Annotated in this window: 18 protein-coding genes and 1 pseudogene; 10 read left to right on the top strand and 9 right to left on the bottom strand. The window is 30.8% G+C overall.

Going from position 1 to position 20,919, the window contains the following annotated elements; genetic code table 11:
• Positions 1 to 51: 51 nt before the first annotated feature.
• From JL193_RS14375 to JL193_RS14360, 4 genes are all read right to left on the bottom strand, one after another.
• A complete protein-coding gene (locus JL193_RS14375) occupies positions 52 to 627 on the bottom strand; it encodes a YdeI/OmpD-associated family protein (protein WP_207971449.1) in 576 nt (191 codons plus the stop codon).
• Entirely contained in the window at positions 628 to 1,953 is a 1,326-nt protein-coding gene (locus tag JL193_RS14370) for a M28 family peptidase (RefSeq protein ID WP_207971448.1), read from the bottom strand.
• A gap of 14 nt (positions 1,954 to 1,967) precedes the next feature.
• Positions 1,968 to 3,287, bottom strand: a complete 1,320-nt coding sequence (locus JL193_RS14365) for a hypothetical protein (RefSeq protein ID WP_207971447.1) — start codon at positions 3,285 to 3,287, stop codon at positions 1,968 to 1,970.
• 92 nt (positions 3,288 to 3,379) lie between these two features.
• Positions 3,380 to 3,766, bottom strand: coding sequence for a DUF6249 domain-containing protein (locus JL193_RS14360; RefSeq protein ID WP_207971446.1), 387 nt, complete (start codon positions 3,764 to 3,766; stop codon positions 3,380 to 3,382).
• A gap of 146 nt (positions 3,767 to 3,912) precedes the next feature.
• Between JL193_RS14360 and JL193_RS14355 the strand changes: the two genes are divergently transcribed.
• A complete protein-coding gene (locus JL193_RS14355; RefSeq protein ID WP_207971445.1) occupies positions 3,913 to 4,494 on the top strand; it encodes an RNA polymerase sigma factor in 582 nt (193 codons plus the stop codon).
• Positions 4,481 to 4,891: a hypothetical protein gene (locus JL193_RS14350; RefSeq protein WP_207971444.1), complete on the top strand. Its 411-nt coding sequence runs from the start codon at positions 4,481 to 4,483 to the stop codon at positions 4,889 to 4,891. The genes JL193_RS14355 and JL193_RS14350 overlap by 14 nt, the downstream gene beginning before the upstream one ends.
• Here the strand turns inward: JL193_RS14350 and JL193_RS14345 are convergent.
• A complete protein-coding gene (locus JL193_RS14345) occupies positions 4,888 to 6,003 on the bottom strand; it encodes a DUF2914 domain-containing protein (RefSeq protein ID WP_207971443.1) in 1,116 nt (371 codons plus the stop codon). The two genes, JL193_RS14350 and JL193_RS14345, sit on opposite strands and share 4 nt — an antisense overlap.
• 150 nt (positions 6,004 to 6,153) lie before the next feature.
• Between JL193_RS14345 and yaaA the strand changes: the two genes are divergently transcribed.
• Positions 6,154 to 6,912, top strand: a complete 759-nt coding sequence (gene yaaA / locus JL193_RS14340; RefSeq protein ID WP_207971442.1) for a peroxide stress protein YaaA — start codon at positions 6,154 to 6,156, stop codon at positions 6,910 to 6,912.
• A gap of 166 nt (positions 6,913 to 7,078) precedes the next feature.
• On the opposite strand, the gene JL193_RS14335 is transcribed toward yaaA, so the two are convergent.
• Both JL193_RS14335 and JL193_RS14330 read right to left on the bottom strand, forming a co-directional pair.
• Positions 7,079 to 8,503, bottom strand: a complete 1,425-nt coding sequence (locus JL193_RS14335; protein ID WP_207971441.1) for an L-serine ammonia-lyase — start codon at positions 8,501 to 8,503, stop codon at positions 7,079 to 7,081.
• 88 nt (positions 8,504 to 8,591) lie between these two features.
• On the bottom strand, positions 8,592 to 8,933 hold the full coding sequence (locus JL193_RS14330; protein WP_207971440.1) for a DUF2853 family protein: 342 nt from the start codon (positions 8,931 to 8,933) through the stop codon (positions 8,592 to 8,594).
• A gap of 258 nt (positions 8,934 to 9,191) precedes the next feature.
• Between JL193_RS14330 and dnaK the strand changes: the two genes are divergently transcribed.
• From dnaK to JL193_RS14295, 7 genes and pseudogenes are all read left to right on the top strand, one after another.
• Complete coding sequence (gene dnaK / locus JL193_RS14325) at positions 9,192 to 11,102, top strand: molecular chaperone DnaK (RefSeq protein ID WP_207971439.1); 1,911 nt, start codon at positions 9,192 to 9,194, stop codon at positions 11,100 to 11,102.
• A 1,382-nt stretch (positions 11,103 to 12,484) separates the two neighbouring features.
• A pseudogene (locus tag JL193_RS14320) lies at positions 12,485 to 13,787 on the top strand (NAD(P)/FAD-dependent oxidoreductase).
• Entirely contained in the window at positions 13,784 to 14,092 is a 309-nt protein-coding gene (locus JL193_RS14315; RefSeq protein WP_207971438.1) for a hypothetical protein, read from the top strand. Before JL193_RS14320 ends, JL193_RS14315 begins: the two are co-directional and overlap by 4 nt.
• A gap of 330 nt (positions 14,093 to 14,422) precedes the next feature.
• Positions 14,423 to 14,854: a DUF4372 domain-containing protein gene (locus JL193_RS14310; RefSeq protein WP_207971437.1), complete on the top strand. Its 432-nt coding sequence runs from the start codon at positions 14,423 to 14,425 to the stop codon at positions 14,852 to 14,854.
• A gap of 468 nt (positions 14,855 to 15,322) precedes the next feature.
• Entirely contained in the window at positions 15,323 to 17,500 is a 2,178-nt protein-coding gene (locus tag JL193_RS14305; protein ID WP_207971436.1) for a TonB-dependent receptor, read from the top strand.
• A 390-nt stretch (positions 17,501 to 17,890) separates the two neighbouring features.
• Complete coding sequence (locus JL193_RS14300) at positions 17,891 to 18,310, top strand: DUF2141 domain-containing protein (protein ID WP_207971435.1); 420 nt, start codon at positions 17,891 to 17,893, stop codon at positions 18,308 to 18,310.
• 29 nt (positions 18,311 to 18,339) lie between these two features.
• Positions 18,340 to 18,963 carry a hypothetical protein gene (locus tag JL193_RS14295; protein ID WP_207971434.1) on the top strand — a complete coding sequence of 208 codons (624 nt, stop codon included), beginning with the start codon at positions 18,340 to 18,342 and terminating at the stop codon, positions 18,961 to 18,963.
• Between the two features lie 206 nt (positions 18,964 to 19,169).
• Here JL193_RS14295 and JL193_RS14290 read toward each other — a convergent pair whose 3' ends face one another.
• Entirely contained in the window at positions 19,170 to 20,258 is a 1,089-nt protein-coding gene (locus JL193_RS14290) for an amidohydrolase family protein (RefSeq protein WP_207971433.1), read from the bottom strand.
• Between the two features lie 111 nt (positions 20,259 to 20,369).
• Positions 20,370 to 20,900 (bottom strand): 3-hydroxyanthranilate 3,4-dioxygenase, encoded by a 531-nt coding sequence (locus tag JL193_RS14285; protein ID WP_207971432.1) that lies wholly within the window; start codon positions 20,898 to 20,900, stop codon positions 20,370 to 20,372.
• Positions 20,901 to 20,919: the final 19 nt, after the last annotated feature.

Here is a 20,919-nt window from a genome sequence, read left to right as displayed (position 1 = left end):
ATGTATTCATTTGAATTTTTCTTTTACAGCAATTTCAAATAACAAATGGCATTACCTATTTCCCCTCGATTTTATATTTTTTTCAGAGAGCGAAATAATTTCTGCAATTCTTTTTTCTCTTGTGGTTATTCTTTTTGCTTGATTTAGCCAATACAAATAATTCTTTCTGTAGCTTGGAGCAAAGTTTTTGTAATTTGTAAGAGCAGTTTTATTTTTATCGAATTCTGTTTGTAAATCTTCTGGAATAATTCCTTGTTCCACCTTGTCTAAAGCTGTCCAAGAACCGTTTTCTTTTCCTATTTGAATAATCTCTAACCCACTTTTATGCATTAACTTATCTTTCGATAATTCTTTAATGTATTTTTTATTGAGTGCACTCCAAACACTTTTAGGGTTTCGCTTGCAAAAATATTGCCTTCGCTTTCCATTTCCTAAACTCTTTACAGTAGAATCTATCCAACCAAAACATAAGGCTACTTTTACAGCTTCTTCCCAACGCATCGATTCTTCGTCGTTTGTTACTTTATAAAAAATAAGGTAAACTCCTTTTGAAGAATTATAATTTTTAGACAACCAATTACGCCATTCTACATCATTTTTAAAATAAATTTCTGGTTTGTCGGGCATTTATCTTATAATTTTATTTGGAAAAACCACTACGCTTTCATGCCCGTTTTTACCTACTGAAGCCACTCCAAAAAAGAAATTATCGATTACAATTCCATCTAACGTAAATTGGGTACCTTCTACATATCTACTATAATCCCAAGTTGGCGATGTTGTATCTCTCCAGTAAATTTTATAGCCTTTTGCCCCTTCTACTTTATTCCATTTTAATTTTGCAGAAGCCTCTACAATTCCACCAATTTCTACTGTGGTTGGACTTGGAGGCGCCCAAGCCAAACTTGCTAAATTAATGGCATTTACGGCTGTTAATTTTTTGGCATACCCGAAATTTACGTGCTCGAAAGTATCTCCATATTTAATTCCGTTTTCGGTTCTTATATCTTGGTGTTGCTGCGTATAATTTTCATGAGCTTCCATAATTCTAATGCCTGCAAAACCTAAGTCGTTAAAGGGTCTGTGGTGCCCTCCTCTACCAAAACGATCTAGTCTATAAATCATCATTGGATTCATTTCTGGCATGTATATTTTTACATTTTTGTGAATGTATCTTGCTAATTGGCGAGAAATACCATCTACTTCTCCTCCATAAAAACGCCTAGCTTTTCGCTGTCTTTCTGTTTCGTTTGCAGATACTGGTTCCGAGAAAATTCTAAAACTTCTATTGTCAATTACGCCATCTACGCCTTCAATATTTCCAATCATATCGTTGTTTAAAACTCCTATAATGTCCCAACCTTTTTCTTTGGCATATTTAGCGAATCCTGCACCGCCAAACAAACCTTGTTCTTCACCAGACAAACCTAGATAAACAATACTACTTTCAAATTTATACTTACTTAAAACTCTTGCTGCTTCGATTGTTCCTGCCATTCCTGAGGCATTGTCGTTGGCTCCTGGAGCATCTTTTGTAAAGTTAGACCCATCACTATTTCGAGAATCGATATCTCCACTCATAATTACAAATCTATTGGGATATTTTGTTCCTTTTTGTACAGCAACTACGTTTACAATCCATGCATCATGTGGTACTCTACTGCTCATTTCTTTAGTAACCAAATCTTTTTGGTAAAAAACATCTATACAATGGTTACAATCTTTAGAAATGTTTTCGAATTGAGATTTTATCCAACGTCTTGCAGCACCAATTCCTCGAGTGTTAGAAATGGTATCAGAAAAAGTGTTTCTTGTACCAAACTCTGTTAATGTTTTTACATCTGCTTTTATTCTTTCTGCAGAAACTGCATTTATAATGTTATAAATTTTAGCATCTGTTTGTGAAAAACCAACAGTTGCAATCAATAATACTAAAAGTGTAATTTTTTTCATTTTTTAAATTTTTTCTATTGTTTATAATACCAAAAAGGAATGTCTATAATATGTTCGTTTTCTAGCTTTTTGCTTTTTTCTGATGTTACAAATCTATTTAAATTTACAGTGTGTTTTCCTTCATTAACATTATTTAACGAAATAAAAGTTTCAAAACCTAACTGATTATTAATTTCTGTTACAGAAAAATCTGATGTCACTTTTTTACCATCGATTTTTAAAGTATATACATTTTGAAAAGCTTTTAAATATAATGAAGTGATACTATCTTTTTCCTTATAACTACTTTTTTCTTTAGGTAAAAAAAAACTAGTTCTAAAACCTCTTCTATCTTTAGTTTTTTTTAGGTCAACATTTTGTTCTAAAATTAAGTCTTCAATTTTTTCTTTAAAAGGAATAAAAACCTGCAAATAGTTCTCTTTTATAATTTTAGATTGTAGCGCAGCAACTCTTATATACTGATATTCTTCTAAAGAATTTAAATAGTTGTTATTGTTTGAATAATATGTAGATGCATATTTTTGTTTTACTACATAATTAGATCTAATACTTGTAAACGTGGTTAAAAAGAAAGCTAAAATGTACACAGGAGTTAAAACCATGGTTAATCTTCTGCTAAACTTATTATCTAAAATATTATAAACCAAAGGCCTATATAAAAAAGACATGGTTATTACACTAAAAATTTTATATATAGGAAAGTAAAGAAAAGAAGTCCATTCTTTTTTCTTTAAATAACCTTGAGTAATAAAATCTAAAAAAACAATAAATAATAAAAAAATAAATACAATACCAAAAAAACCTAAAATTGTTGTTCCTAAAACTTCTGGGAAAATGCCAGAGATTACAAATAAATAAGTTGCTCCTACAAAAATTAAAACAGCAATAAAAAATGAAATAAGATAAAATAACGATAGAAAGGTAATGGCAAATAAAATACTACAATAGTTTTCTAAAACTCCAATATACTTATCAAAAGAACCTACTTTCTTTTTTAAATGATTCGTAAAACGTTTTTTATATTTTAAAGCATCGTAATCTATTTCTCCGGAAACATATCGTAAACCTATAGCACCAATCCATAATCCGCGTAAAACTACATGAACAACTAAACTTATTATTAAAAGATTACAGGCAATAAAGGCAATAGGATATAAAAACTTAGTATTCGACTCTAAAGCAACAGCTCGATTCCATAAATTTTCTATGGGACCTAACGAGGTAAATAATCCAAAAATTGCAAAACCAGAAATAAGCAATTCTAACTGCCAACTTTCTTGTTGTAATTTATCTAAAAGTTCTTTAAACTTATTTTGTGAATAATTGTTGTTCATTAAAAAAATATTTTTTTAAAGATAGTAACTTTATAAAACACAAAAAAACCACTTCTAAAAAAAAAGTGGTTTAAAATTTATGTCGCTAAATCTTATTCTTTGTCTAAATTTTTGGTAATACTAAATCCAATTAATAAAGAAGCTCCTGCACATAAAAAGATAGATGCAGCGTATAAAGTATCTGAACTTATATAATTAGCAGGTCTATTTTCCCAACCTCCATTATAGCCGAAGTTATAGCTTAAAATCGCTCCTAATAAAACACCTACTCCAATTCCCATCGCCAATAGTCCTAGGTTTAAAATTAAAATTTTCCAAAAAGGTGCTGCTTTTTTATTTTGTTCACCTTTCATAAAAATAGAAGCATCTGCTCCTTTTTCTATTAATGCTAAACGTTCTTTATTTCTAGTTGAAAAATACAAATAGAAAATCCCAAATACTACTGCAAATAAAAATATAAATACTATTCCTGGTCCCATAATTTAATGTTTTAAGTTTTAAAATGATTAATTTTATTGTGTTTGTAGCTTTGACGATTACCTTAAAAAAAAGGTTACAAAAAATAAAAATTATTTTTTTTATAAATAGTGTAACCTATTTTTAAAAAGTACAGTCAAATAATAAAATGACTAACAACGACCAACTAATTATTAATAAAGTACTGAAAGGAAATACAAATGCCTTTTCAGAATTAATAGACACCTATAAAGATTTGGTGTTTTCGCTGGCAATTAAAATGACTAAAAACAGAGAGGAAGCAGAGGAAATAAGTCAAGATACATTTGTAAAAGCATATAAAAACTTGAATAAATTTAAAGGAGATTCTAAATTTTCTACTTGGTTGTACAGAATTACGTATCATACTTGTTTAGATGCTCTTAAGAAAAACAAAAAACATACAAACAGTTTCGAGTTGAATGAAATTACGCTTAATCAAATACAAACAACGGATAATGCTTTACAAACTCTAGAAAGAAAAGAACGTGCAAAAACAATGAACAAATGTTTGTTACAGTTACCAGCAGAAGAACGTTCTATTTTATGGTTATTTTATTATAAAGAATTAAGTTTAAAAGAAATTATTGAAGTAACTTCGTTATCGGAAGCAAACATAAAAGTAAAATTACACAGAGGTAGAAAGAAATTATTAACGATTGTTAAAGACACTTTTGAACCTGAAACTATAGCACATTATGGGAGAAAATAAACACATAGACGAACTAGATGCTTTTGCAAAAAAGTATGTAAAAGAAATAAAAATTGATAAAACACCTACAAATTTTACTTCATCAGTAATGAATAGCATCATTGCAGAAAAAAGAAGTAATGCTATTAAAAATTCAGCATTAATTTCTAAGAAAGCATGGTTTTTTATTGTAGCCTCATTAATTACTTTTTTATTTATATCCTTTAAAAACCATAAAGAAAGTGCAATTACTTTCTCTAAATTTGATTTTTCTTTTTTAGAAAAATTTCAAGCTTTAAATTTATTTGAAAACATAAGCATTTCTAAAACCGTTTTTTACTCCGTGTTTTTCTTTGGTTGCATGTTATTATTTCAACTTGTGTTCTTAAAAAAATATTTTGAAAAACAATTACATTAAAATTCTCTAGTAACTATTTGCGGTTTTAATTTGCTTTTAAACGTATTTATATTAAAGTCAACAACCCCCAAAACCAAACTTTCTTCGGTAATTACCTCTACTTTCCATTGCCCATCTATTACGTTGTTTTTGTAGCTGTAACCCCTGTAACCACGATCTCTTCCGCCAACAATTTCGAAACCTATTTTATCTAATGTAATCCATTCTTTAGTTTCTGGATTGTACCATTTCCAAACATGATAAATTTTCTTTTTTAAATCTGTTGGAGCAAAAACTGATGTAAAAATATAAACTGGTTGATTTCGATTTCTATTAAAATTTATCTTATGGTCTCGCCAAAAAACATACCAATTATCTACCTCATACGTAACAACATAAGTGTCTTTTTGTTTTAAAACACTATGTGCCACCAAACCTTTGTCTAATGCTAATGGCACTGGAGGAATCAATCTAAAATAATAGAATGTATTAATTAATACATATATGGCTAAAATCATTCCTAACATTTTCCATTTTACAATTTCTATTCTTGTAGATGCGCTACTTCTGTACACCAAAACAATTAAAAGTAAGGTTGATGCCAAACTTAAAATTCCTGAAATTATAAAAATGGTGGTATTCATTTCCTTTAAGATTACAGGAACAAAAAAGCTTAAAAAAGTAAAATTAACGAAGAAATAAGCACAAAACTGTAAGTATTTATTCGAAATTCTTTTCTTAAAAAGTTCGTTTGCAATTAAAAGAAAAATTAAAATTAAAAAGAAAGAGGCTGTTTTAGATATAGAAACGCTTCTCGAAAAATAAATTACATATGCACTAGACAATCCTCCTAAAAAAAACTGAATGGCCAAAGGCAAGTATTTTCCATAACGTTGTACGAATTTATTTTTCCATTTTTCATTATCTACCAAATTATAAAAATAAATACTTACAGTTAGCAATGTTATATAGGTACATAAAATAACATTGTCGTATAATCTATCAATTCTTCCTAAAGTAAGAGAATCCCAAGTAAAACCAGCAATAAAAAATAAAAGAGGGGCATATTTTTTATGTTTTTTTAAGAAAACACCAAACTTACTGTCTTTGTATTTTAACAAGTTACTATTCATCAATTGGTTTTGTATAGAGGGTAAGAAATATACATAAATTTTATCAATACAATAATAAATATAAAATCAATTTTTATTGAAGAAATACAGCAATCATTTGTATTTTTAAGGTCGAATTTTAAGAACACACATCTTTTCAATTTTATAAAAATGAAAATAATTATATCTCCAGCAAAATCATTAGATTTCGAAAGTAAAGTGCCCACAAGTTTGCATACACAACCTCGATTTTTAGAAGCTTCAGAAAAGTTGAACAAAAAACTAAAAACACTATCAAAAAAGAAATTAGCAGATTTAATGTCAATTTCCGACGATTTAGCTTCTTTAAATTACGAAAGAAACCAAGAATGGAAAATTCCATTTACAGAAAAAAATGCAAAACAAGCAATTTATGCTTTTACGGGAGCCGTTTTTCAAGGAATTGATGTAAATTCTATGGACGAAAAAAAACTACCACTTTTACAAGAGCGTTTGCTAATTTTATCTGGCTTGTATGGTTTGTTGAAGCCTTTAGATTTAATTTTACCTTATCGATTAGAAATGGGCACAAAATTAAAAGTTGGTCGAAAAGAAAATCTTTATCAATTTTGGGGAGATACCTTAGCAAAATCTTTAAATGAAGAATTAGAAGAAGGCGAATTATTAATTAATTTAGCAAGTAAAGAGTATTTTAAAGCGCTACCAAAAAAAGCATTAAAAGTTCCAATGATAACTCCAGTTTTTAAAGATTTTAAAAACGGACAATATAAAACTATAATGACTTATGCTAAAAAAGCACGTGGACTAATGGTACGTTACATCATAGAAAACAACATAAAAACCTTAGAGGAATTAAAAGGTTTTAATGTTGAAGGTTACGGTTTTTCGGAAAAAATGTCGTCTGTAAATGAATTGGTTTTTACGAGGTAGAATAGTAGGCAGTCGCAGTTTACAGTGGCAGTTGCTAACTTTTAAATGCTGACTGCTTACAAAAGTTTATAATTGAATATTAAATTACAGATTACTTCGTACCTCACAATAACGAACAGACTGAAAACTGCTACTGCAACTGCCAACTGAAGACTGCCAACTAACTCTAGCAGTCCACCATTCTTACGGTTACAGCCAAGCCACCTTCAGATGTTTCTTTGTAATTTTTATTCATGTCTTTTGCAGTTTCCCACATGGTGTCAATCACTTTATCCAAAGGAACTTTTACATTTTTAGGATCGGTTTCTAAAGCCATTTCTGCTGCGTTAATGGCTTTAATGGCGCCCATGGCATTTCTTTCGATACAAGGTATTTGCACCAAACCCCCAATTGGGTCGCAAGTCAATCCTAAATGATGTTCCATCGCAATTTCTGCAGCTACCAAAGATTGTGCTGGAGTTCCTCCTAATAATTCTGTTAATGCAGCTGCAGCCATTGCCGAAGAAACGCCAATTTCTGCTTGGCAACCTCCCATAGCTGCAGAAATTGTGGCATTTTTCTTAAAAATACTACCAATTTCGCCCGCTGTTAATAAGAACTTTTTAATATGTTCGAAATCTGCATTGTGGTTTTCTATGACCAAATAGTACATTAAAACTGCAGGAATTACACCTGCACTTCCATTAGTTGGTGCTGTTACCACTCTTCCTAAAGAAGCATTTACTTCATTTACAGAAAGCGCAAAACAACTTACCCATTTTAAAATTTCTCGGAATTTTACCTCTGTACTTCTTATAGAAGTAATCCATTCTTTTGGGTTTGTATAAGTTGTATCTTTTATAAGTTTAATATGTGTGTCGTAAGCACGTCTTTTTACATTTAAACCTCCTGGTAGTTTTCCTTCTGTATGGCAACCTATATACATACATTCTAACATGGTTTCCCAAATTCTATTCAACTCGAAGTCAATTTCTTTGGCGTCTCTTAATTCCAATTCGTTTTTAAATACAATATCAGAAATTAATAAATTATGTTCTTCGCAATACGCTTCTAACTGAATGGCTTTGTTTACAGGAAAAGGAAAATTCTTTTTATTAATTTCTATTTCTTCTTCTAAATTATCGTTTTCTTGAACGATAAAACCACCTCCAATAGAAAAATAGGTTTGGGTAGATATTTCTTTACCTTTAGCGAAACCTCTAAAAGTCATACCATTAGAATGAAAAGGCAAAAACTCTCGATTGAAACGAATGGAGTTTTCAGGAAAAGTAACTGTTTTTCCTCCTTTAAAAAGAATTTCTTTTTGTGTATTTATTCTGTCAACAATAATAAAAACATCTTCAATTGGTACATACTCTGGGTCTGCTTCACTTAAACCCAAAAGTATTGCCAAATCTGTTGCATGCCCTTTTCCTGTTAAAGATAAAGAGCCGTATAAATCGACTTTTATTTCGTCGATTGCATCGAACTTTTTGTTTTCTTTAATTTTTTGAACCCAAGCTTCTGCAGCTCTCCAAGGACCTAATGTATGTGAGCTTGATGGCCCCACACCAATCTTTAACATATCGAAAACACTAATAAATTGCGACATTCCTAAAAATGATTAAAAAATTTGCTGTAAATGTAAAAAATCCAACTCAATGAGTTGGATTTTTTTATATATTTTAAAAAAAATCTTTCTACATTCCGTAAACTGACTCTTTATCAAACTTTTTAACTAACATATAGTAAACTACGGCTCTGTATTTTTTTCTTTCAGATTTTCCAATACGCTCCATTACTTCTTCTATACCTTCGTCTAATTCTTTACTGTCTGTCAATCCTAATTTCTTAATCAAGAAGTTGTTTTTTACGGTTGCCAATTCTTTCGCATCAGAACCAGAAACAGTTTCTGCATCTGCTTTATAAATAGATGGTCCCAAACCTTTTGTAACTGCAGCTAATAAATCGGTATTAGAACGTAAATTTCTATCGTCCATAAACTTCTTGTACAATGCTACTTTTTCGTCGAATTTACTCATGTTTTCTTGTGGTTTAATTATTTGTATTTTATTTAATTCTAATAAGAACTATCCAAATATATGAAAAAAAACGATTCATTTCAAATATTCTTCTGCTCAATGCTTTAGACACCAACTTGTGTCATTATGTCACATCAAATTTCAAAATTGTTTTCAAAAACTGACATTTTCCAAAGAAAAAATGGTTGGCACACACTTTGACTAATTGTAATTGTAAAATTGAAAAACGAATTAAAAATTACAAAATAACTATTAATTATGAGTAAAATAATTGGAATCGATTTAGGTACAACAAACTCTTGTGTTTCTGTTATGGAAGGAAACGAGCCAGTTGTAATACCTAATTCAGAAGGAAAAAGAACGACACCATCTATTGTTGCCTTTGTTGAAGGTGGAGAACGTAAGATTGGTGATCCTGCAAAAAGACAAGCAGTTACAAACCCAACAAAAACAGTTTCCTCGATAAAACGTTTTATGGGAAACAAATTTTCTGAATCTTCAAAAGAGGTAAAAAGAGTACCTTATAAAGTAGTAAAAGGAGATAATGATACACCAAGAGTAGATATTGATGGACGTTTATATACACCTCAAGAAATTTCTGCAATGGTATTACAGAAAATGAAAAAAACTGCCGAAGATTACTTAGGCGCAAATGTTTCTGAGGCTGTAATTACAGTGCCTGCATATTTTAACGACGCACAAAGACAAGCTACTAAAGAAGCTGGTGAAATTGCTGGATTAAATGTAAGAAGAATTATAAACGAGCCTACTGCTGCTGCATTAGCTTACGGCTTAGACAAATCTAATGACGATAAAAAAATTGTTGTTTTTGATTTTGGTGGTGGAACACACGATGTGTCTATCTTAGAATTAGGTGATGGTGTTTTTGAAGTATTAGCTACAGATGGAGATACGCATCTAGGTGGTGATGATGTTGATGAGAAAATAATTAACTGGTTAGCAGAAGAGTTTAAAGCTGATGAAAATATGGATTTAAGAGACGATCCAATGGCTTTACAACGTTTAAAAGAAGCTGCCGAAAAAGCAAAAATAGAATTATCTTCTGCGACTTCAACAGAAATTAATTTACCTTATATAACTGCAACTTCTAGCGGACCAAAGCACTTGGTTAGAACTTTATCTCGATCTAAATTCGAACAGTTAATAGACGATTTAGTTAAAAGAACAATCGAACCTTGTGAAACTGCCTTAAAAAATGCAGATTTATCTAAATCTGATATCGATGAAATTGTATTAGTAGGGGGTTCTACAAGAATACCTGCTGTACAAGAAGCAGTCGAAAAATTCTTTGGAAAAGCGCCAAGTAAAGGTGTAAATCCAGATGAAGTAGTGGCTTTAGGAGCTGCAATTCAAGGTGGCGTTTTATCTGGAGATGTAAAAGATGTACTGCTATTAGACGTTACACCTTTGTCTTTAGGAATCGAAACTATGGGGAATGTTTTCACTAAATTAATTGATGCAAACACAACCATTCCAACTAAAAAGTCGCAAATATTCTCTACAGCAGTAGATAATCAACCTTCTGTGGACATTCATGTTTTACAAGGTGAAAGAGCCATGGCTGCAGACAATAAAACAATTGGACGCTTTCAGTTAACAGACATTCCTCCAGCACAAAGAGGGGTACCACAAATTGAAGTAACTTTCGATATTGATGCAAACGGTATTATAAAAGTTTCTGCAGTAGATAAAGCTACTGGAAAATCGCAAGATATTCGTATCGAAGCTTCCTCTGGATTGTCTGAAGAAGAAATCGAAAAAATGAAACGCGATGCAGAAGCAAATGCAGATGCTGATAAAATTGCAAAAGAAACTGCTGAAAAAGTAAACGGAGCTGACTCTATGATTTTTCAAACAGAAAAGCAATTAAAGGAATTTGGTGACAAATTATCTGCAGCTAAAAAAGAACCAATTGAAGCCGCTTTAGTAGAATTAAAAGCTGCACACGAATCTAAAGATTTAGCACAAATTGATGCTGCAATGGAAAAGATTAACGAAGCTTGGAAAGCAGCTTCTGAAGAGATGTATGCTGCACAAGGTGGTGCTGAAGGTGCAAATGCTGGAGCACAGCAACAAGGGCAACCAGAAGCTGGAAATGCAGATAGTGGAGACAATGTGGAAGATGTAGATTTTGAGGAAGTAAAGTAAGCAGAGAACCAAAATTTAATTAGAAATTTTGTGTGAATCGCTTATACCTGTGAAAACAGGCATCTATAATAAATCAAAGTTTTTGTAAATATTTAAAACGCAATCATTAATTTGATTGCGTTTTTCTTTTAATAGCAATAGAAGTTCAAAATCTACAATTTGTATATTTTTTTAAACATTCTTTTTGAAGAAAAAACGACTAAACTTCAACCTAAAAAAGTTGTTTTTAGCATTCCGTTTCTCCACACAATTTGTCATTCCGTAGGAATTTCACATTAGTGGCTTACTTTTGTTTGAGACTCTTTCAGCGTGACAAAACTGTACGTTTAATTTTTAATGAAATTAAAAAAAATTTGAAATCAACTATCTTTGGAGAAGAGTTACAGAAATATTTCGCTAACAAATTCTTTTCGATTAAAAAATTCAGATAAAACAATATCTTATAATTGTTTTTAGCATTCCGTTTCTCCCACACAGTTTGTCATTCCGTAGGAATCTCACGTCAGTGGTTTGCTTTTGTTTGAGACGCTTTCTGCGTGACAAAACTGTACGTTTAATTTTTAATGAAATTAAAATAAATTTGAAATCAACTATCTTTGGAGAAGAGTTACAGAAATATTTCGCTAACAAATTCTTTTCGATTAAAAAATTCAGATAAAACAATATCTTATAATTGTTTTTAGCATTCCGTTTCTCCCACACAGTTTGTCATTCCGTAGGAATCTCACGTCAGTGGTTTGCTTTTGTTTGAGAAGCTTTCTGCGTGACAAAACTGTACGTTTAATTTTTAATGAAATTAAAAAAAATTTGAAATCAACTATCTTCGGAGAAGAATTACAGAAGTATTTCGCTAATAAATTCTTTTCGATTAAAAAATTCAGATAAAACAATATATTATAATTGTTTTTAGCATTCCGTTTCTCCACACAATTTGTCATTCCGTAGGAATCTCACGTTAGTGGCTTGCTTTTGTTTGAGACACTTTCTGCGTGACAAAACTGTACGTTTAATTTTTAATGAAATTAAAAAAATTTGAAATCAACTATCTTCGGAGAAGAATTACAGAAGTATTTCGCTAATAAATTCTTTTCGATTAAAAAATTCAGATAAAACAATATGTTCTAATTGTTTTTAGTATTCCGTTTCTCCCACACAGTTTGTCATTCCGTAGGAATTTCACGTTAGTGGCTTGCTTTTGTTTGAGACGCTTTCTGCGTGACAAAACTGTACGTTTAATTTTTAATGAAATTAAATACCCGAAACAAAACAAACTTATTCAATTTAAATCTGTGTAAATCTGTGTTATAATTTATTACCAATAAATTCCTTTTCAGTAAATTTGTACTTAGAAAAACCCTAACACTTAAGTCCAAAAACCAAATATGAACATTCCACAAACAAGTTTTCCAAGAATTGTAATTATTGGTGGAGGATTTGCTGGTTTAGCAGTTGCAAAAGGATTAGAAAAACAAGAACTACAAGTTGTTTTAATAGACAAGCACAATTACCACACATTTCAACCTTTATTGTATCAAGTAGCCACTGGTGGTTTAGAACCAGATTCTATCGCTTTTCCTTTAAGAAAACGGTTTAATGATGTAGATAACTTCTTTTTTAGATTGGCAGAAGTTGTTAAAATAAACCCAGACAAAAACCTCGTTGAAACTTCCATTGGAAATTTAGAATACGACGAATTAATCATTGCCACTGGTTCTACAACCAACTTTTTTGGAAATACCAATATTCAAAAATATGCGATGGAAATGAAATCTGTTCCACAATCTTTAAATATTAGAAGTTTAATTTTAGAAAATTTCGAAGAAGCATTACTAACTTCTAACTTTGAAGAAAGAAACGCGTTAATGAACTTTGTAATTGTAGGTGGTGGCCCTACAGGAGTAGAATTGGCTGGTGCTTTGGCAGAAATGAAAAAAGGAATTTTACCAAAAGATTATCCTGATTTAGACATCAGACAAATGCAAATAAATTTAATACAAAGTTCTGGCGAAATTCTAAAAGGAATGAGTGCAAAAGCTTCTGAAAAAGCAGAAGATTTTTTAATTGATTTGGGCGTTAATGTTTGGAAAAACCTGCGTGTGTTAGATTATGATGGTAAAACAGTTACGACAAACGGATTAGACCATTTTAAGGCAGAAACTGTTATTTGGGCTGCTGGTGTAAAAGGACAAACGATTGACGGTTTACAAGCAGAATGTGTAATAGAAAGAGCTGCAAGAATAAAAGTTGACGAATATAACAAAGTTTTTAAACTACGAGAATATTTATGCAGTTGGTGATGTTGCTTGCATGACTTCAGAAAAAACACCTTTTGGACATCCAATGATGGCGCAACCCGCCATTCAACAAGGAAAATTAGTAGCAAAAAATATTTTAGCAAAATTATTCAACAAAAAACTAAAACCTTTTGTTTATAATGATAAAGGTTCTATGGCAACCATTGGACGTAATAAAGCTGTAGTAGATTTACCTAAATGGAAATTTCAAGGAGTTTTTGCTTGGTTTGTTTGGATGTTTGTACACCTTTTTTCTTTAATAGGTTTTAGAAACAAAGCCATTGTTTTTCTAAATTGGGTGTATAATTACATTCGTTTTGATAGGGAAACACGTTTAATTATTCGTCCTTATAAAAAGAAAAACAAGTATTCTTTTAAAGAACAATTATGAGCGGAAAAAGAATTATAAAATGCCCTAATTGTGGCACTTTTAACACAAATAAAGAGTATTGTACGAATTGCAATACATTAATTTCCCATCAAAAAAAACAAGAAATTAAAGCCGAAGCTGGAAAGCAAAAAAGAATTGAAAAAGCGATTTATGAGAAAGAAAACCCTAATTTGGTTGAACGTCTAAAAAAGCATCCTTTCTTTTTATACAGAATTGTGGGTTGGATTTTTCATTCAGCAATTACGGTGGTTAGCACAATTGGTGCTGGTTTAGCGTGGTTTATTGCAATGGTTGCTGCTGGTTAACATGAAAAACATCCTTTTAAAATATGTTGTCTTATCATTTCTTTTAGGGAGTTTTATTTATTTTTCTTCTTTTTTAAACATTCAATTACCGCAATGTATTCGTTTTTATGTGAATGATTTTTTAATCATTCCAATTGTTTTATTTCTTTGTTTACAGGTTTTAAAACGGACTAAAAACAACCGGAATTACAAAATACCTTTTTTAATCATTTTATACTGTTGTTTTTTATATAGTGTACTTTTTGAATCATTGTTGTCCGATAAAAAGAAGCCAAAAAAGATTGGCTTCTTAAATGATTCGTAAATTTGTGTTTCGAAATACAAAATACGATGAGTAAAAGTAATAATTTTTCTAGTAAATCTGTTTTCGGACAGCTGATTTCTTTAATTGATAATTCAATAATCACAAGAGCCGTTAAAAAGTGTGATTCAAATCGCTACACAAAGCGATTTACAACAAAAAATCATTTGATAAGTATGCTTTTTTGTTCGTTTTCTAAGTGTACATCACTTCGAGAAGTATCTGGTGCAATGCTTGGTTTGTCTGGAAAGACCAGTAATTTTCAATTGAATTGTATTCCAAAACGAAGTACTTTATCCGATGCAAATAAGAAAAGAGACGTTGTGGTTTTTGAAAATATTTATCATCAATTACTAAAACATTATGGTAGTTTTTTATCGGACAGCCGAATTAAGGATGTAATAAATAAGCAAATTAAGATTTTTGATAGCAGTACAATTAGTTTGTTTAAAGATATTTAAACGAAATTGGGCGTTTTCTAATTTGGTTAGTTTTTGTAGAATCCATCTTTTTAATTACCTGAATCTGATTAGGTTTTTGGAAGATCCAGAAAAAGACTGGATTATTGATAAAGCAGAAAAGGAACAACTATCGTTTAATTGGTAGCCTGTTTTTAGAAATTAATAAAACTAAAAAATTAAAACACTGAATATTAGTCATATAGAAAATAGAATCAATCCATTATATTTTTTATCGGACATTAATGATTTAAAATAATCATTTATAACTTTTTTTAAGTTGAAATAAAGCTATTTGAAGCTAAAGAATCAATTAGGACTAAACAAATTAAAAAAATATATTGTGTCTAATTTTTTCAAAGCCTAAAAATTAAAGTGACAACTCATCATTTAAAAATTACAATTCGGTAGTTCTTTTTATAAAAAAGAATACGATTCCTTTCATCTTTGTACCATCAAAAAAACAAAATGATGAAACGATTATTATTTTTTCTCTTTACAATTTGCCAATTTACTTTAATTGCACAAACCACAGTTTCAGGAAAAGTTACCGATTCTAAAAACATTCCTATTTTAGGAGCAAATGTGTATTTAGATGGTACTTATGATGGAACCTCAACAAACGAAAAAGGAGAATTTACTTTTAAAACAGAAGAAAAAGGCACTCAAACTTTGGTAATTTCTTTTGTTTCTTTCGAAACTTATACAAAAACTGCCAATGTAAAAACATTCAATAATTTAAAAATAAAATTACGAGACGATGTAAATTCTTTAGATGCAGTTGTAATAAATGCAGGAACTTTTGAAGCTGGAGAAAAAGGAAAAGTTACTGTTTTAAAACCTTTAGACGTGGTAACTACAGCAAGTGCTTTAGGAGATTTTGTAGGCGCTTTACAAACATTACCAGGTACTGTTGCAGTTGCCGAAGATGGGCGTTTATTTGTAAGAGGTGGAGAAGCAGAAGAAACTCAATTTTTTATAGACGGCGCAAGAGTTTTTACGCCATTTACACCAACCACAAACAACATTCCAACAAGAGGTAGGTATTCGCCTTTTTTATTCAAAGGAATAACATTTTCTACAGGTGGCTATTCTGCAGAATACGGGCAAGCGCTTTCTAGTGTTTTAGCATTATCAACTATCGATGAACCTGATCAGGAAAAAACAGATATTTCTTTAATGACAGTGGGTTTAGGTGTTGGAAATACGCAAAAATGGGACAAAAGTTCTTTCAGCATCAATACTTCTTACATCAATTTAGCCCCTTACAATGCCATTTTTAAAGATAGAAATATTTGGAACAAACCTTTTCAATCTGCAAATGGTGAAATGGTTTTTAGACAAAAATTTAAAGACGATTCCATGTTAAAATTATACAGTGCTTATAGTTACTCTGATTTTGATGTTGTACAAGATGACATAAATTTTGATAATGGTTTACGTTTTGCCTTACAAAACAGAAACTTATATTTTAATGCTTCTTACAAAAATAAATTCGGTAATAATTGGAAATATGAAACCGCCATCAGTTACACAAACGACAATTCTAACATTAAATTTATAGATGATCAAATTAAAAGTAATGAAAACTCATACCATTTTAAAGCAAAATTAAGAAAGCTTTTTTCAAGTAGATTTCGTTTAAATTTTGGAGCAGAATATTTTATTACAAATTACGATGAAAGTTACACACCAATTAACAATAATAAATTCCAATACGGTTTCGATAATAATATTTTTGCCTCTTTTGTAGAAACCGATATTTTCTTCTCTAAAAACTTGGTTACAAAAGTTGGCGTAAGGGCAGAAAATTCTGAATTATTAAACGAGTTTACAGTATCTCCAAGAGCTTCCATTTCATACAAATCAGGTAAAAACTCACAATTTTCTTTGGCATATGGGCAGTTTTATCAAAACCCAAATAATGAGTTTTTAAGATTTACACAAAATTTAAAAGCTCAAAACACATCACATTTAATCGCTAATTATCAATCTGTAAAACAGGGTCAAATATTCAGAATCGAAGCTTATTACAAAGACTATAACAGCTTGGTTAAGTTCGATAATAATTCAACGAATTTTAATGATAATCAGCCTAACTTTAACTCAACATTCAACAATAATGGATTTGGATTTGCCAAAGGAATAGATGTTTTTTGGAGGCAAAATGGTAAAATTAAAAATACAGATTATTGGGTTTCTTACTCCTATTTAGATACTGAAAGAGACTATAGAAATTACCCAAATACAGCACAACCAAACTTTGCATCGAAACATAATTTATCCATCGTAACAAAACATTGGATTGAAGATTGGAAAAGTCAAATTGGTTTTAGTTATCAATTTGCCTCAGGTAGAAATTACACAAACCCGAACGAAGCAGGTTTTTTAAACAGTCAAACAAAAAATTTCAACAATTTAAGTTTCAATTGGGCATATTTAATAGACCAACAAAAAATATTATATTTTTCTGTAAACAACGTTTTAGGAACAAAAAACATCTTTGGCTACACCTATAAAAACACACCAAACATGAATGGAAATTTCGAAAGACAAGCCAGAGTACCCAACGCAGATAGTTTCTTTTTTGTTGGTTTTTTCTGGACAATTAGCGACGATAATAAATCAAACCAGTTAGATAATTTGTGATTTTTTTAAGGAGCTATTTCCAGCTTGCAATTTATCTTGAGCGAAGTCGAAAGGTTGTATCTTTTTGTTGAAAAAAAAGAAAAGGATGTCATTTCAATCTGGGCTAGACTTGTTTGCTAACTAATTGCCATAATCAAAAGTAGATTGTCATTTCGATTGAAACGCAGTGGAATTGAGAAATCTCAAACATAATTTTAAGATTTCTCCATAAAGTCGAAATGACATTCAAAAGAAAGAACTCTGCAACCTTGAAACCTTGAAACCTTGAAACCTTGAAACATAAATAAAACCACAATTCAGTATTAAAAAATTACAATTCGGTATGTTTCTTGTTTTAAAGTTCTAAAAACAACCGATATTTACATCATCAAACAAATACAACAAACAATTATGAAAAAACTACTTTTAACAATAGCCATTATTTTTGGAGGAATTTTAGCCACAAACGCACAAGAAACAACATTCGATTTAACCGTTAATATATCTGGTTTAGACTCTAACAAAGGAAAAGTTTTAATCGCTTTATACAACGAAGAAGGGCAGTTTTTAAAAAAACGTTTTAAAGGTGGAATGGCAAAAATTACCGATAAAAAAGCAACTTATACTATAACAGGAATTCCAAAAGGAGAATATGCAGTTTCATTTTTTCATGATGAAAACGACAACGATAAAATGGATACCAATTTCTTAGGAATCCCAAAAGAAGATTACGGTTGTTCGAATAACGCAAGAGGATTTATGGGTGCTCCAAAATACAAAGACGCAAAATTTCAGTTATCTAAAAACAAAACAATTAATATCGAAATATAAACCAACAACCTTAACTTAATCTCTTAAAAATGAAAAAACTAGCACTCTTATTTATCCTAATGTTTACAGTAACTATTTCTGCACAATCAAAATATCAAAACGGAATGAAAAAAGCTTTTTCTCATTGGGAAAAAGGAGAAATGGTAAAAGCTTTTCAATTATTTGAAAGAATTTCGAAAGCCGAACCCAAAAAATGGAAACCTGCTTACTACGCTGCAACTGTAGAAATTCTAGCAAGTTTTGGCTTAAAAGACGAAGCTACTTTAAAGGCAAAATTAACAAAAGCACAAGAGTTTTTAGATGTTGCAAAATCCAATTCAGAAAATAATCCAGAAATTTTAATCACCCAAGCACTGTTAAACACAGCATATATTGCTTTTGACGGGCAAAAATACGGAATGACGTTGTCTGGAAAAAATGCACAATTATACGCAAAAGCTTTAGCAATTGCACCAAACAACCCAAGAGTAATCATGGGAAATGCGGAATGGAATATGGGAGCAGCTCGTTTTTTCGGAAAATCTACAAAACCTTATTGCGATGAAATTAAACGTGCCATTAAATTAGGAAAAGAAGAAAAAATTGAGGAAGAATTTTATCCGAAGTTTATGATAAAAAGAGCAGAACAGGTTTTAAAACAGTGCGAGAAGTAGAATTAGTTTGCAGTTTTCAGTAGGCAATACCCAGTCAGAAACTCGACTAAAAACAAAGACCGCATACAGAAGACTGCCAACTGAAGACTGCCAACTGCATACTGAAAACTGCAAACGTTAAGAACTTTCATTTCGAGCGAAACGCAGTGTAGTTGAGAAATCTTTTTATTACATTCATAGATTTCTCCACAAGGTCGAAATGACAGTTATGCTTTTAAAATCTTATTAATAAGGTTTTGTTTCGATTTTTCATCATTCCCAAACAACCATTGTAAAACGTTGTCTTCCCAAATTTCATCACAATCTTTATCATTTAAAATATTGCGTTCTTTAGCCAAATCTAATATTTTTCCTGGATAAGAAGATTGTTTTGCACTTTCCATTTCACCTAAAGGATAAGGATCGTCTAAACCCATTAAAATTTGTTTGGTTCCTTGATTTTTTACTAATAAATCTAACGAATTAGTATCATGAACCAACGTATCAAAAAAGATATTTTTATGACCAACTGCTTTTCTTGGGTGTGTTTTGCCTTCAAATAAATCGGGTCTTCCATCAAAACCTTGAATTCTTCTTCCTAAATTTATTTGCGCTAATTGCCCTCCATGTGCAAAACAAACACGCATTCCTGGGAACTTATCTTGATAACCGTTTAAGGTAAAAAAATGATAAGCATCCGCACATTGTGCCAACATCCAAATTAAATGAAAACGCCAAGATGTATTTTCTAATTTTATAAATTTTTCTCCATCATAAGGATGAATTTCTACAGCCAAATTATGCTTACTGGCTAGCTCAAAAATTGGGTCGTTTTCTTCATCAAAAATGCAACGCCAAGTTCCAATGGTATCCATATAATGCGTTGGCAAACACAACAATCGCATTCCTAAAACCTCTACACAACGTTCAATTTCCCAACAAGCACCTCTTACAAATCCTGGATGCACCACAAATCCGCAGGTAAATTTAGAAGGGTTTTCATGCTGAATTCTCGCATTAAAATCATTTTGAAAACGCAATGCTTGTTTCATTTCTTCTACGCGCAAACCATTTCCATATAATTGCGATAAGTTTAAAACCACAGCATGATCTATTTTGAAACGCTCCATCCAAGCCAATTTTTCATTTAAGAAAAAACTAGAGTCTGTAATGGGTCTGTTCCAATCTTTTTGGAGCATAAATTTACGATCTTTATCTACCCAAAAAATCCCCTTATCTTTCATGTATTGTGGAATTTCCTCTGGATAAGGAAGCAAATGCGAATGTCCGTTAATGCGTAGTTTTCTTCGTGTCATAATTTTTGTAATTCCTTAAAAATTAGAAAATTTATTATTATTAATTAAAATATATTGTGGATTTCTACTGAAATTTACTTTGATAAATAGTTGAAAGTCAGAGATAAAAAATTATTTAACTTTATTAGGTGGTTGCATTACGGTTCCACAATTGTCGCAAGTACATTTTTGTTTGTCGGAATAATATTTATCAAAAATAACGGGCATATCTGTTTCGATATTGTCTAACGCAAATTCTTCTCTGTATAAAGGATTTCCACAGTTTTCACAATACCATTCCAAGGCATCTAACATTCCTTCCGAACGCGGATATTCTATAACCAAACCAACCGTATTTTCTTTTCTTTGTGGCGAGTGTGGCACTTTTCCTGGAAGCAAATAAATATCTCCTTCGTTAATTGCTACATCAATCATTTCGCCTTTATCGTCTATGATTTTTAAAATCATATCGCCCTCTATTTGATAAAAAAATTCGGGAGTTTCGTTATAATGGTAGTCTTTTCTGTTATTGGGACCACCCACAACCATTACAATGTACTCGCCATTTTCCCAAACTTGCTTGTTACCAACTGGTGGTTTTAATAAATGACGGTGTTCGTCAATCCACTTTTTAAAATTTAAAGGTTGTACTAAATTACTCATAATATTATTTTTTGGGCGT

This window comes from Polaribacter batillariae (genome assembly GCF_017498485.1).
GTDB lineage: Bacteria > Bacteroidota > Bacteroidia > Flavobacteriales > Flavobacteriaceae > Polaribacter > Polaribacter batillariae.
This window is presented reverse-complemented; position numbering and strand designations above follow the sequence as displayed.

Bases quoted from the DNA above. Each gene is read 5' to 3' on its own strand.
- JL193_RS14350 (WP_207971444.1), top strand. From the start codon at position 4,481: ATGGGAGAAAATAAACACATAGACGAACTAGATGCTTTTGCAAAAAAG.
- JL193_RS14305 (WP_207971436.1), top strand. From the start codon at position 15,323: ATGAAACGATTATTATTTTTTCTCTTTACAATTTGCCAATTTACTTTA.
- JL193_RS14365 (WP_207971447.1), bottom strand. From the start codon at position 3,287: ATGAACAACAATTATTCACAAAATAAGTTTAAAGAACTTTTAGATAAA.
- JL193_RS14295 (WP_207971434.1), top strand. From the start codon at position 18,340: ATGAAAAAACTAGCACTCTTATTTATCCTAATGTTTACAGTAACTATT.
- JL193_RS14290 (WP_207971433.1), bottom strand. From the start codon at position 20,258: ATGACACGAAGAAAACTACGCATTAACGGACATTCGCATTTGCTTCCT.
- JL193_RS14370 (WP_207971448.1), bottom strand. From the start codon at position 1,953: ATGAAAAAAATTACACTTTTAGTATTATTGATTGCAACTGTTGGTTTT.
- JL193_RS14375 (WP_207971449.1), bottom strand. From the start codon at position 627: ATGCCCGACAAACCAGAAATTTATTTTAAAAATGATGTAGAATGGCGT.
- JL193_RS14285 (WP_207971432.1), bottom strand. From the start codon at position 20,900: ATGAGTAATTTAGTACAACCTTTAAATTTTAAAAAGTGGATTGACGAA.
- dnaK (WP_207971439.1), top strand. From the start codon at position 9,192: ATGAGTAAAATAATTGGAATCGATTTAGGTACAACAAACTCTTGTGTT.
- JL193_RS14330 (WP_207971440.1), bottom strand. From the start codon at position 8,933: ATGAGTAAATTCGACGAAAAAGTAGCATTGTACAAGAAGTTTATGGAC.
- JL193_RS14315 (WP_207971438.1), top strand. From the start codon at position 13,784: ATGAGCGGAAAAAGAATTATAAAATGCCCTAATTGTGGCACTTTTAAC.
- JL193_RS14345 (WP_207971443.1), bottom strand. From the start codon at position 6,003: ATGAATAGTAACTTGTTAAAATACAAAGACAGTAAGTTTGGTGTTTTC.
- JL193_RS14335 (WP_207971441.1), bottom strand. From the start codon at position 8,503: ATGTCGCAATTTATTAGTGTTTTCGATATGTTAAAGATTGGTGTGGGG.
- JL193_RS14310 (WP_207971437.1), top strand. From the start codon at position 14,423: ATGAGTAAAAGTAATAATTTTTCTAGTAAATCTGTTTTCGGACAGCTG.
- yaaA (WP_207971442.1), top strand. From the start codon at position 6,154: ATGAAAATAATTATATCTCCAGCAAAATCATTAGATTTCGAAAGTAAA.
- JL193_RS14360 (WP_207971446.1), bottom strand. From the start codon at position 3,766: ATGGGACCAGGAATAGTATTTATATTTTTATTTGCAGTAGTATTTGGG.
- JL193_RS14355 (WP_207971445.1), top strand. From the start codon at position 3,913: ATGACTAACAACGACCAACTAATTATTAATAAAGTACTGAAAGGAAAT.
- JL193_RS14300 (WP_207971435.1), top strand. From the start codon at position 17,891: ATGAAAAAACTACTTTTAACAATAGCCATTATTTTTGGAGGAATTTTA.